Consider the following 12994-nt stretch of genomic DNA (forward strand, 5'->3'; position numbering starts at 1 on the left):
GTGTTGACCAGCTCAGCGCGGCGCTATCGCCGCCTGAGTCCCTTCCAAGCTCGCTGACAACGAACACTCAAGACCGCTGAGCGTTCGATGCGAGCAATTCCTTCAATATCGCCGCCGGGTCGGCTCGTTTTTGCTGACGATAATCCCCGACATGACGAACGAATAACGTTGCACGCGCCACCAGGCTCTTGCCCAGTACCGGCTTGCGCTCCAACTCTTCCTTGATGCGTTGAAACTGCGCCTGGATCACGGCATCGGTGTAGCGCGTGCCGGTCGCCAGGTTGTCGATGTAGATCGCCACCGCGCCATCCAGCGCGCTGCGGCCGTTGTCGATGGCCGTAGCGAACAACGTGGCGCTGGCCTCGTCCTTGGCATCCAGGGCGGCTTGCCGGCTGTTCTGCAGATTGGTCAGGCGAATGTTGTAGTTGTTGACCGTCTCGGCCACCAGGGCCGACGACTGAATCAGGTTGCCCGCCGCTTCCTCGCGCTGCTGGGCGATGAGCGAGACGTTGCGCTTGAGCTCTTCGTTGACCAGGCCCAGTTCGGCTTGCAGGCGCGGGTCGGCGCTGGCGGCGATGATGCTGTCCAGGCGCTTGGTCGGGTCGTCGGCATCATCGATGGCATCGGTCAGCGACGCGAGCCGACCTTCTTTCTGCCATTGGGCAAACAACTCCTTGTAGCGCGAACGCGGCGCCGACAAGGCACCGACGGCCACACGAAAACCGGTGGTCTCGTTGCTTTGCTCGGTGCCGTCGGCGGCGAACAGCGGGTATTCGCGGCGCATGCCGGTGAACAGCGTGCCCTCGCCTTCCAGGTAGTTGCCACCCTTGACCACGAAGCCGCCATAGGCGCCCTGGCGGCGACCAGCGTGCACCAACTGGAAGGATTCCTGGACCATCTCGGCGGCGTTGCCCACCACGTCGAACAGGCCGATAGGGTTCGGCAGCTTGGTGCCGATGGGCATCAACCGCGCCGCCTGGCCAGTGCCACCGGCGACCTGGTTGAACACCGCCCAATCGGCCAGCGGCCCGTCGCTTTCACTGCCTTCCAGGCGCCGCGGAAACAGGCGCCCTTCCAGGTCCTGGCGGCTGACGGCTTGCCCACCACGAGCGGCGAATTCCCACTCGACTTCCGTCGGCAAACGCACAAAACCCAGCCCGCCGTCTTCGGCGGAAGTACCGCGACCGCTCACCGGCAGCAGGTCCTTGTGGTATTTCATCAGCCAAGCGCTGTACACCGCCGAGAAGCGCTCGGCCTCGAACTTCGACAGTTTCACCTTGGGCAACCGCCCCGCCACGCCTTGGGGCAAATCGGCTTGCAAGGTTTCGCAGGCCGGCGCCGCTTCGCCGCTGGCCAGCGATTGCGCCTGGGCCATGACCTGGGCGTATTGCCGGGCCGTGACCTCGTACTTGCCGATGAAGTACAGCATCGGCTTGAGCGGCGTCTTGGCGTCGGTCTTGGGCATCAACGGCGTGATGGTCTTGTTCCAGTCCTTGGGCAGATCCTTGAGGGTGAACTGGCCGTTGATGAAGTCGCGCCGGTAGCCGGAAATGAACGACTGTTGATAGCCCGCCTCGCCTTCGCTGAACGGGTAACCGAGGCTGATCTCGCGGTCGTCCAGGGTGCCCTGGGCGAGGATGTAGACGTAGCGGAAGACCATCTGGCCTTCGCACGGCAGCGGCAGGCTGACGTCGTCCGGCAGTGGCTTGGGGTTGTCCAGCTTGTCCGTGCTCTCATCAGCCCAGACCAAACCGGCGAGGCTCAGCGCCACGGCGGCGCCCAATAACTTATACATCGCGAATTCCTTCACACGCCTGAATGCGCGCCACCCGCCAGCCACCACAAGCCGCCGCGACGGCACTGACGCCGAGCACGGCCACCAGGGCCAAGGTGTAGTGACGCACCAACAGATGACTGGCGTATTCACCGGGCATCTGCGCAAATAAATAATTCAGGCCCGACTGCGCCAGGCCATACAGGCCAGCACTGAGCAGGGCCGCAAGTGTGGCGCTGTAGAGCGCCTGCAACACCACGAACAACAACAGCGCCGCGGTGGAAACCCCCAGCAGGCGCAACACCGACAGCTCCCGGCGCTTACGTTCGACCGCCGCCAGGGCGCCAGCAAAAATCGCCGCGAACGCGCCGGCCAAGGCCAACCCGGCGATGATCCAGAATACGATCGACAGATTGCGGCTCAGCGATTGCACTTGTGCGATGGTCTGGGCCTGGGTCGATACCAACAGGTTTTGCCCTGCGAAATACTGCCGCAGCGGCTCGACATCGCCGAGGCTGCGGGCGTACAAACGAAACGCCGGGTAGACCCGTTGCCCAGCCACGCCCACCACATCCCCCGGCCAGCCGAACGCGGGCACAGCACGGCCGTCGCGGTAATCCTCCGCCGCCTCCAGCAACGCCAGCGGCGCAAACAAGCCGTCCCGGGCGAAGGCTTCCAATGGCAGCACGTGCAGCACCTGCACGCGGGTGCGCTGCGCCTCGCTGCGACCGGCCACCTGCCGGCCGAAACTGGCCTGCAACCAATCGCCGGCCTTGGCGCCGAGCTTTTCAGCGGCGGTCTGGCTGAGCACCACTTGATCCAGGCCTTGCGGCACCGGCAAGTGATCGAACAAGGGATCGCTGGCTGCGGTGGGAATCATCTCGACCGTGACGAGCGACGCATCGCCGCTCAAATCTGCCGTGGCGGCGATCTGCCGGGTGCGCGGCAAGGCAAAGGCCACGTCGCCGCGCTGGCTCAATTGTTCGACGAACTCGGCACTGAAGCGACCGCCGCCCAAGGGAATGATTTCCCGGGTGGCCGGGTCGTTCTGCAAGCGTTCGGTGAGGCTGCTGACCAAGCCGAACTTCAGGCCGAACAGCACCAGCAACGGCGCCACCACGGCCACCAAAGCCAACACCGAGCAGGCCGACAGCCAGGCATCGTTGCGGTAATCCTGCCAGGCCAGGGAAGCCACCAGCGCGCCGCGCATCAGCAAGCCTCCCCGAGGGTGGCGGTGACACCGCCGTCGACGTCGCGACGGCAACTGATGCGCCGCACCTGCAAACCGCTGGCACGGGCCAACGCCTCGTCATGGGTGGCGATCACGCAGCAGACGCCGTGCTCGCGCGCCTGGGCCACCAGCAACTGCATGACGCGCTCGGCGTTCAGCGGGTCGAGGGCGGCGGTCGGTTCATCGGCCAGCAGCAGGCGCGGCCCATGGGCCAACGCCCGGGCACAGCTGACCCGCTGACGTTGGCCGACAGACAAGTCCGCCGGTTTTTTGTCCAGTTGATCGGCAATGTCCAACTGCCCAGCCAGGCGCGTCACGCTTGCGTCATCCTTCAAGCCCAGCAATTTGCGCGACAACGCGATGTTGCCGCGCACGTCCAGGAAGCCCAACAGGCCGCCGGTTTGCAGAACATAACCCAGGTAACGGCTGCGCAGCTCGGCCAAGGTGCCCTGTTGCGACGCACGCCACAATTTGGCGATGTCCAGCGGCGTATCGGCAGGCGCGAAGTCGAACTGCCCGACCTGATCCGGTGCCAATACCAGCGCCAGCAAGTCCAGCAAGGTGCTCTTGCCACAGCCGCTGGGGCCGACCACCGCCAGTTGTTCACCGCCGCGCAAGTGCAGTCGTGGAATCACCAGGCTGTAGCGCTGGCTGCCGGTGCCCCGGCTTTTATGCACGGCGTTCAGGGTCAGCATCACGGCAGCGTCGACAACGGAACGCGGTACAAGGCGTCACCCGGCTCGGCATCGCCGAAGCGCACCCAGTTGGCGAGGTCGTTGTGGAAGGTTTCGTAGAGGCGGATTTTCGAATCCAGCTCGTCGATGAAGTCTTCCTGCTCGGCCACGCTCAAGGACAGCCACAGGTCCTGGGTCATGTTCAGCGACTTGCTGCGGTACGGCAGCCCTTCGAGGTACTCGCCGAGAATCCCGCCGTCGGCCAGGTTGCCGCCCTTGCGCAGGGCCGACGGGTCGCGGCTCATGTAGGCACTGGCGCTGGCGATTTCCTGGAAGAAATCCTTGGGCGAACTCTGGGTCTTGCGGGCCGCGTCGACGATCAGCTTGAGCGACTGCTGCAGGTCATTGAGTTGCAGCTTGGTCAGCATCACGCAGACCTGGAACGCCGGCAGTGCCGGGTTGGTCAGGTCGCGGTCGGCGGTCCAGGCGCTGACCAGTTGCGGCGCCTGGCTGGCGGATTTACGCCCCAAAAAGTCCATGTGCATCGCGTAGCCAACCGCGGCCGATTTGTCGGCCAGGCTCGGCGCGGCACTGAGCAGTGGCACGCTTTGCGCCTTGTTGCTGCGCACCTGATGCACCAGGTCGGCAAACACCGAACCGATCTCGTCGACGCGCTCGCCGAACTTGCGCACATCGGCGCCCGGCACCGGAATGTACAGGTCGCCGATCTGCGGGTTGGCGTCGGCGGTCAGGGTGCGGTACTGGCTTTGGGCACCGCCGTGGGTTTTCTTGCCGGCGTCGCTGAGCAGGTGCAGGGCGTAGATCTTGATCTGCTTGCCCAGCGCCGCCTGGCGCACTTCGGCCTCGTTCATTTGCGTGGCGGCAAATGGATCGTTCTTGCGCAGGGCCCCGGCGTCGGTGACCAACAGGATCAAACGCCCACCGTAACCGGACCAGTCCATGCCTTCGACGGCTTCCATGACCCCGGCAAACGCATCTTCGTTGAACGAATGGCTCGACACCGTCGATGCCTTGACCTGCCGCGCCAGCTCCATGAAGCGTTGTGGGTCGCGGCCCTGCTCCAGGGTGATCAAGGTCTTGGCGACGTATTCCAGGCCCGGGGTTTTCTTGATGCTGCTGCGGAAACCCACCATGCCGAAGCTGACACTGTCCAACTCGCCACGCTCGGCGATGCGGGTTTGCAGTTCGTGGACCACGTCGCGGACCTGGTCGATGTAGGGTTGCATCGATACGGTGGTGTCCACCACCAGCACCACGGCCGTGCGGAACGCGTCGGCATTGGCGGTGGTGATCGGCGTGTTGCTCGCAGCCTTGGGGGTGTTGCCAGGGTCGATCGACGCGACATTCAGCAACTGCACCGGCTGGCCGTTTTCATCCAGGCTTTCGCGGGAATCGAAAATCGGCAACAGGTAGAACTGGCTCTGCGGCACCGCGCTCGCGGCCGGCTCCAGGGCCAGCACTTGCTGGTCCTCCTGCGGGCTCTGCTGGGCCTTGAGCAACACGTTCCTGGCCGCCGAAGGGTTAGCCAAGAGCTTTTCCACTTCGCCGGCCTGACGCAGGAACATCACCGGCGCACGGCCGGAACGTTCGGTGAACTTGAGCACCAGGCTTTGCTTCCAGTCGCTGACCTGGGCGGCGGGCAACCAGCCGTCGCTGCGCCCGTCGGTGGCTGCGCCGACCCGCACCCACGAACCGCCGTCGATGTCCTTGCGCTGATACACGTACAGCACGGAAAACGCCGGCAGCGCCTTGCCCGGTGCGGCGCCCGGCGCATCGGCGAGCTTCGCCCCCGGTTTGCTGAGCACGCGCTGGAACAAGGTTTTCTTGCCGGCCATCAACAGCGGACGCTGGCCGCCATCGGCCTCGGTCGCCACCGGTGGCTGAGCCGGCGGGGCAACGGGTGGTTTGACTGCTGGCACTTCCGGGGCCTTCGGCGGCGACACTTCAGGAGGCTTGACCGAGGTGGTCGTGGCCACTGGCGTCTTCACGTCTTTGCCGTCATCACCGGACAACCACCAATAACCCACGCCACCCAACGCCAGCGCCACGGCGACCGCAACGGCAGCCAGGGCGAACACCGGCCCCTTGCGTTGCTCCGACACCGAGGATTGAACCGTCGGTTTTATCGGCGGAGGAACTGGCTTGGACTGTGGTTTTGCCTGCGATTGTGGCGGCGGTGGTGAGTAAGCCGGGCCGCTGGGAATGTCGATGGACATGGGCGTCAAACCCGCCAAGTCATCCACATTCGGCGTCTCCGGCAGTTGCAACGACAACGGCCGGATCAGCGTCGCTTCCGCCGACTCGTCTGGCAGGTTATCCAACGCCCGCAGCAACGCCGCCGCATCCGGGAAACGCTCCGCCGGATCCTTCGCCAGCAGCTTGCGCAACACGTCCTGGTAACGGCCGTGGTGCACCGGCAGTTCCGGCAACGGTTCGGTCAGGTGCGCCAGGGCCGTGGAGAGTGCGTCGTTGCCGGTATACGGCAGTTTGCCAACAAGGATTTCGTAGAGCACCACGCCCAGGGCATACAGGTCGGCGCGGCCGTCGATGTCTTGCCCACGGGCCTGTTCCGGGCTCATGTAGCTGGGCGTGCCGACCGCGAAGCCGGCCTGGGTGAACTGGGTCCGGTCGTCCAGGGACTTGGCGATGCCGAAGTCCGAAAGCACCGCCGTGCCATCGGCGCGGAACAGGATGTTGGCCGGCTTGACGTCACGGTGGACCAGGCCCAGCCCGTGGGCATAACCCAAGGCCGAGGCGATCTGGCGGATGTAGGTCAGGCCCTGCTCCGGCGTCAGGCCCGCGGCGATGCGTTCCTTGAGCGTGCCGTTGGGCAGGTACTCCATCGCCATGTAGTACAGCTCACCGACGTTGCCGATGTCATGGATGGTGACGGTGTGCGGGTGCGACAGGCGCGCCAGGGTCTTGCCTTCGCGCAGGAAACGCTCGCAGAAGGTCGGGTCGGCCGCCAGGGCGGCGGCCATCACTTTCAACGCCACTTTGCGTTCCAGCGAACGCTGGGTCGCCAGGTACACGCTGGCCATCGCGCCTTCACCGATCGGCCCTTCGATGTCGTAGCCGGGGATGACAATGTTCAGGGTCAAGCTCATGACGGCACCTTCACGACCACCACGGTGATGTTGTCCGGCGCGCCGCGCATCAGGCCCAGGGACACCAGGCTGCTGGCGATTTCGCCGGGCTCGTCGTGGCTCAATACCTCGCGGATTTCATCGTCCTCGACGGTCTTGGTCAGCCCGTCGCTGCACAACAGGTAACTGTCGCCGGGCACCAGCAGCAGCTCGGTCAGCGCCAGGTTCAGTTGCGCCTCGACGCCAATGGCCCGGGTGACGATGTTGGCCCGTGGATGCACCCGCGCCTCGGCTTCGCTGAGCAGGCCGCTGTCCTGCAGATCCTGGACGTAGCTGTGGTCGCGGGAGATGCCTTCGAGCACGCCGTCGCGCAGGCGATACAAACGGCTGTCACCGGCCCACAGGCACATGCCGCGCAGGTCGCGGGCGGCCAACACCACCACGGTGCTGCCCATCATCGTCACGCCACGGTTGGCGGTTTCTTCACGCACGGCGGCGTTGACCCGCAGCAGGTCGCTTTGCAGCGCCGCGACGTATTCGTCCAGCGAACGCCCGACGGCAATGCTGCGCAGGCTGTCGACGATCAGGCTGCTGACGTAGTCGCCCGCCGCATGCCCGCCCATGCCGTCGGCCACGACCCACAGGCCGTTTTCCGGCAGGTCCAGGCAGGCGTCTTCGTTGACCTGGCGGACCATCCCGACATGGCTCTTGCTTGCAGACTTGATTGCTTTTCCGGCACTTGGACGCATCTACACAACACCTTCTTGGCCGAGCAAAAATTGCGCAAAATCAGCTGCCGCCGGCAGTCCCTGGCAGCGCATCAAACCCGGGGCAATGCGTTCCGATCCCTGGCCCCACCACAGGCTCGCGCCTTCGCAGGCCGCCTCGGCGAGGGCGCTCATGCGCCGCTGCGGGTCGGTGGCATCGAAGCGATGCAGGCTGGCGAAGCGGCTGCTCGGCGTGCGCGGCAGGTACATCGGGCTGCCCAGGGTCTCCAGCTGTTCGTTGAACGCCTCGAAACTGGCCTCGACACTCAACGTGCTCAGCAACAGGTTCTCGACTCGCTCAAACCACTCGTCCGCCCCGCCCACCACCGACGCCGGGTCCGCGTCGGGCTCCAGCAGCATCGCGACGGTCAGCGGAAAATAACGACCGACCCGGTCGATGCTCGGCATCACCACGCCGACCGCGGCGTCCGGGCCACACACTCCCGGCGCGACCATGAAGCGCCACAGCGGGCTGACCAGATAGGCATCCAGCCAGCGCTCGCCAAGGCTGCTCTGGCTGGCGAGCAAACCCGCCGCCAGCCACGAATCCCACGGGCCGATAAAACTCTGGGGCAAGCCACGGCTGACGAAATCGCCGCGGCTGGCCAACTTTCCATAGAAGCCCGGTGTACTCATAGCCGCTCCGGCAGGCTGAAGCCGCTGAGCACCCGGCTCTTGAATGGGTTGAAGGCGCTGTTGGCCCGCAGCTCATAAGAGGCGCTGGCGCCATCGACCCGCAGCCGCAGGTTGAAGCGGTCCGGCGAGTTGCCGGCGGTCAGGTCCGATTGCTCCAGCAGCCGGAACCAGGCCCACGGCCCATCCAGGGTGATGCCGGAGCGACCGCTGGACGACGGTGGCATGATCGAGATCCGCACCACGCCGATGCTGCCCGGGTTCGGCCACTGCATGGCGGTCGGGCGGCTTGGGCCGTGGTCGTAGCTCAGTTGCTGGCCGTCGAGGTCGAGCAGGAACTGGGTGATGGTCGAGTCCATCGCCACCGGCTTGAGCTCGAAACGGACCATCGGCTGCGTGCCGCCGGAACGGAAGAACGCATCGCGGATGGTCGCCGCGCGCTGGAAGGTCTGCAGCACGCCAGGGGCGATGCCGAGCTTCTGCGCCGCGCCCGGCTGCCAGCGCCAGGTCGGGGTCGAGGTGTCGACGTAGGGTTGCAGGTACTTGCGGAAGTAGTTGTCCATCACCCCGCCGACGCCGAAGAACTGGCCGAAGTCATCCAGGGTCGCGTCCCGCGCACTGCCTGGCGACATCGGATAGCGCCCGGCCAGGGACTGGCGATAGATGTTCACCACTTCGCTGGTCCAGGCGGCGTTCAGTTGGTTGCGCACCCCGCCCATCATGCTGTTGGTGGTGGAGTTGACCACCGACTTGACCAGGCCCTGCACCAGCGGCGGCTGGCGTTCGGCATTAAGGCTGACGCGCGTAGCGGCGGCTGCTGCCTGGTTCTTGGCTTCGCCGAGCAAGGCGTCGCCACTGGCACCGACCATGGCGCTGACCTGCACGTACAGGGCGTTCATGTCCGCCAGCAGACCGTCGATGACCGCCGGCTCGCCTTCGCTTTTGCTGACGATGCTGTTGAGCTCGGCGAAGTGCGCGGTGATCGGGTCATCGCTTTGCGCCGGTGCGTTTTGCGTCGCCTGCTCCTGGCCGAGCAAGCTGCCCAGGCGTTCCTTGAGCTTGTCCACACCGCCTTCTACCGGCGTACCTTGGGCGGCCAGCAGGCGTTCATCCTGTTGCAGGTCGGTTTCCTTCGCCACCGCCACCAGCAGTTTTTTCAACGGCGAGGTCGGGCCGGAAATCACCCGCAGCACATCGGCGGCCTGGGCCACGCTGGTGATCGGCACAAAGTCGATGTCGGCCAGCAAGGCGTCCCATTGGCGCAGGTAGTCCTGGAAGTACAGGCGACGCACATCGGCGGCCAGGCTGGCGACGTTCTGCTGATCGGCCTCTTCGTGGCCCAGCACCCATTGCTCTTCGGCCAGAGTGCCGGTCTGGCTCAGGCTGGTGAGCAGGAAGCCCTGGCGATAGCCCTTGACGGTGAAGAACCCGCTCAGCGGCTCGCCCAATGGCTTGCCGCTCTTGCGGCTGAACACCAGCGCCGCATCACGCCCGGCGGCTTCGTTGATGCGGAAGTCCGGGATACCTTCGGGCAGTTTCTGGCGCTTGATGCGGTCATAGACCCGCTGGGCCACCGGCAATTGCTGCAACTGGCGGCGCAGGTCTTCGACCAGGCGTGGGTCGAGGCGCGCGAGGGGCGGACGCCGCTCGAACAGCGCCTGCAAATGCGCGGTCAGGGCCTGGCGCTGCTCGGCCGGCAAATCCCGCGGCAGGCTGCGATCCCAATCCAGGGCGATCCAGGCCTTGATGAAGTCGGCATCGTAATGCTCGGTGTCGGCGAGCATCAGGTAGGCCTTCAAGCCTTCGTAGAGGAAATCCGAATTGCCGCCGCTGTGCAGTTGCTCTTCGATGCGCGTCAGCAAGCGTGGCGCGAACACCGCGATCAGCAGCTTGCGATAGACACTGCCAGACTCGGCTTCGAGCATGTCGCCCTGGTACAGGCCCAGGCCTTCGGCCCAGCTCGGTGCGTCGTCAGCCAGGTGCTTCACGGCGTTGAGCAACGGCAACACGGCGAGGACGTCGCGTTGCGCCGGGCTGAGGTTCTGCACGGTTTGCCCCAATGGCGCGACCTTCTGGTCGACCTGGGCAATGTAGGCCTGGTTGGCGCGGTAGCTGACCCACCACAACGTGCTGACAACCAACACCAGCACCACGGTGGAGGCCAGAACGCCGCGGGCGATCCACTTGCGCCGTCGCTCGACTTTCGGATCAACACCCACCAGCCCGCGCTCGGCGAAGGCCACGGCGGTGAAGAGTTTTTCGATGAAGTAGCTGCGCCCGGTGCCGGTCTGGCGCGCCAGGTGCTGACGGTCCAGGTTCATGCTCTGGGCCATGGAGCCGATCAGGCGATCGATCGGGCTGCCTTCCTGGGTGCCACTGGTGAAATACACGCCGCGCAGCAACACACGCTCTTCGAAGGCGTTGGGTTTGAACACGCCTTCGAGGAAGCTTTGCAGGCAATCTTTCAAGGCGCCGAACTGCTGCGGGAAACCGTAGATCAGATCGCGCCGCGCCGGGTCGCGCTCTTGTTGCAGGCGTTCCACCAAGCGGTCGTTGAGGCGCTGCTCAAGGCCGGTGAACTCACTTTGCAGGTGCGCCAGCGGGCTGTCGCTGCTCTTGCCATCGTCCAGGGCGAAGGTCATGCCCCAGACCTGGGCGCGCTCTTCCTTGCTCAGGGTATCGAAATACTCCATGAATCCGGGCACGAGGTCGAGCTTGGTCAGCATCAGGTAGATCGGGAAGCGCACGCCCAGTTGGGTGTACAGCTCCTGGATCCGCAGCCGGATTGCGGCGGCATGGGCGGCGCGCTCGGCGTCGCTGCCCAGCAGCAGGTCGGACAGGCTGATGGCGATGAACGCGCCATCAATCGGGCGCCGGGCCCGTTGTTTTTTCAACAGGCCAAGGAAGCCCAGCCAGGCGGCCTTGTCGATGGTCGCGTCGCTGTCCTGGGTGGTGTAGCGGCCGGCGGTGTCGAGCAGGACCGCCTGGTCGGTGAACCACCAATCGCAATTGCGTGTACCGCCGACACCGCGCACGGCCCCGGCGCCCAGTTGCGCGGCCAGTGGGAAATGCAGCCCGGAGTTGACCAGCGCGGTGGTCTTGCCCGAACCCGGCGGGCCGATGATCACGTACCACGGCAGCTCGTAGAGATTACGGCGCTCGTCACCGCCCAGCTTGGCTTTCTTGAGCAGGGCCAAGGCTTCGTCCATGCGCTGGCGCAGGGTTTCGAGCTCTTCGGCGGTGGCGATGCTGGTCGGGTCCGGTGGGGTTTGCGCGGCCAGGCTGCGCATCACTTCGGCGGCCTGACGGCGCGCCTGGATGATGCGCAGCACCCGGTAGGCGATCCATACCGCGAACACCAGGATGATCAAGGCCCAGCGGCGGCCTTCGGGCACCAGCCAATCGAGCAGCGGGCCCACGAACCAGATGATCAGGCTCAGGGCGATCAGCCCCAGCAATGGGATGACCCAGCGGGTCATAAAACTGAAAAACGCCTTCACTCGACCCCCTCCGCCAATACTGTGATTTCAACCCGTCGGTTGCGCGCACGCCCCTCTGTGGTGGCGTTGGATGCCAACGGCTCGGTGTCGCTGCGGCCTTCGGCGCTGAAGCGCTCGGGCTGGCCAGTCTTGGCCGAGAGAATTTGCAGCACCGATTGCGCCCGCGCTTCGGACAACGCCCAGTTGGACGGGAACCGGAGGGTGGCGATCGGGCGATTGTCGCTGTGCCCGGTGACCAGGACCTGGCCCTTGACCTTGCGCACCGCATCGGCGATGCGCAGCATCAGCGGCTGGAAATCGTCCTTGATGCTGGCGCTGCCCGAGGCGAACAGTTCATCGCCGCGGATGGTCACCACCGAGCGGTCGACGGCGTCTTCCACGGCAATGCGGTTGGCGCGGATTTCATCGGCGAGGAAGCCGGCCAGGCGTGGGCGCTCGATCACTTTGGGCTGCACCACAGGACGGTCGATGGTCTGCACCGGGATTTCACCAAGGAAATGAATGTTCTTGAACACCGGCTCGGCATCGGAGGCCAGTTTCATGCGCAGGCCGAACAGCAGCGCCAGCAACAGGGCTGCACCGATGGCCACGGCGATCCACGGCGGCATGAATTGCGCCAGTCGATCACGGGCCACAGTGACACCGCGCCAGTGCGGCGACAGCTCGCGCTCGTAATCGCCACGGGCACTGCGGATGACGGCGGCGGTGCGCTCACGCAACGCTTCCAGTTGGCTGCGACCGTCGTTCATCACCCGGTAGCGCCCTTCGAAACCCAGGCACATGCACAGGTACAAAAGCTCCAGCAGATACAGGCGCTCGCGCGGGCTTTGCAGGCAATGCTCCAGCAGCTGGAACACCTTCTCGCCGCCCCAGGCTTCGTTGTGCACGGTGATCAACAGGCTTTGCTTGCCCCAATCGCTGGTGCCGCCCCACGGGGTGCTCAACACCGCTTCGTCCAGCGCGGTGCACAAGGCGTAGCGGGCCAGCAATACATCGTTGCGCACCACGCCGGCGGCCTCGGCGCGCTCTTCGAACTGGCGCAGGTAGGCCAGCAGTTGTGCGCGCAGACTGGCCGGCGCCGGGTGGGCAATGGTGTTGCGCAGGCGCGTCAGCAGGGCCAGCAGTGGGCCGGCGGCGCTTTCCAGCGGGTTGAGGCCCTCGGCCTTGCCGGTCAGCACCGGCGCGGCCGGCATCGACAGCGGTGCAGGCGCAGGCGTCGGCTGTGGCCGGCCAGCGTCCGGGCGGAAGGGATCTCCACCACGGCCACCGGGCGTCGGCATGAACTGGGTACGATCGTCGTTACTCATC

Annotated in this window: 8 protein-coding genes; all 8 read right to left on the reverse strand. The window is 65.5% G+C overall.

Annotated elements, in window-relative coordinates:
* Positions 1-67: 67 nt before the first annotated feature.
* The 8 genes from HU749_RS00240 to HU749_RS00275 are packed head-to-tail and all read right to left on the reverse strand — an operon-like array spanning position 68 to position 12993.
* The gene (locus tag HU749_RS00240) at positions 68-1795 is read right to left on the reverse strand and encodes a formylglycine-generating enzyme family protein (protein WP_186649384.1); all 1728 of its coding nucleotides are present in this window, start codon (positions 1793-1795) and stop codon (positions 68-70) included.
* Positions 1788-2984 carry an ABC transporter permease gene (locus HU749_RS00245; protein ID WP_186649386.1) on the reverse strand — a complete coding sequence of 399 codons (1197 nt, stop codon included), beginning with the start codon at positions 2982-2984 and terminating at the stop codon, positions 1788-1790. The genes HU749_RS00240 and HU749_RS00245 overlap by 8 nt, the downstream gene beginning before the upstream one ends.
* Positions 2984-3700 carry an ABC transporter ATP-binding protein gene (locus HU749_RS00250; RefSeq protein ID WP_186649592.1) on the reverse strand — a complete coding sequence of 239 codons (717 nt, stop codon included), beginning with the start codon at positions 3698-3700 and terminating at the stop codon, positions 2984-2986. The genes HU749_RS00245 and HU749_RS00250 overlap by 1 nt, the downstream gene beginning before the upstream one ends.
* Complete coding sequence (locus tag HU749_RS00255; RefSeq protein ID WP_186649388.1) at positions 3700-6807, reverse strand: serine/threonine-protein kinase; 3108 nt, start codon at positions 6805-6807, stop codon at positions 3700-3702. The genes HU749_RS00250 and HU749_RS00255 overlap by 1 nt, the downstream gene beginning before the upstream one ends.
* Entirely contained in the window at positions 6804-7535 is a 732-nt protein-coding gene (locus tag HU749_RS00260; RefSeq protein ID WP_046064486.1) for a PP2C family protein-serine/threonine phosphatase, read from the reverse strand. The genes HU749_RS00255 and HU749_RS00260 overlap by 4 nt, the downstream gene beginning before the upstream one ends.
* On the reverse strand, positions 7536-8189 hold the full coding sequence (tagF, locus tag HU749_RS00265) for a type VI secretion system-associated protein TagF (protein ID WP_186649390.1): 654 nt from the start codon (positions 8187-8189) through the stop codon (positions 7536-7538).
* Positions 8186-11686, reverse strand: a complete 3501-nt coding sequence (gene tssM / locus HU749_RS00270) for a type VI secretion system membrane subunit TssM (RefSeq protein WP_186649392.1) — start codon at positions 11684-11686, stop codon at positions 8186-8188. Before tssM ends, tagF begins: the two co-directional genes overlap by 4 nt.
* Positions 11683-12993: a DotU family type VI secretion system protein gene (locus HU749_RS00275; protein ID WP_013694571.1), complete on the reverse strand. Its 1311-nt coding sequence runs from the start codon at positions 12991-12993 to the stop codon at positions 11683-11685. Before HU749_RS00275 ends, tssM begins: the two co-directional genes overlap by 4 nt.
* Between the last annotated feature and the right edge of the window lies 1 nt (position 12994).

The organism is Pseudomonas ogarae (assembly GCF_014268695.2).
Taxonomy (GTDB): Bacteria; Pseudomonadota; Gammaproteobacteria; order Pseudomonadales; family Pseudomonadaceae; genus Aquipseudomonas; species Aquipseudomonas kilonensis.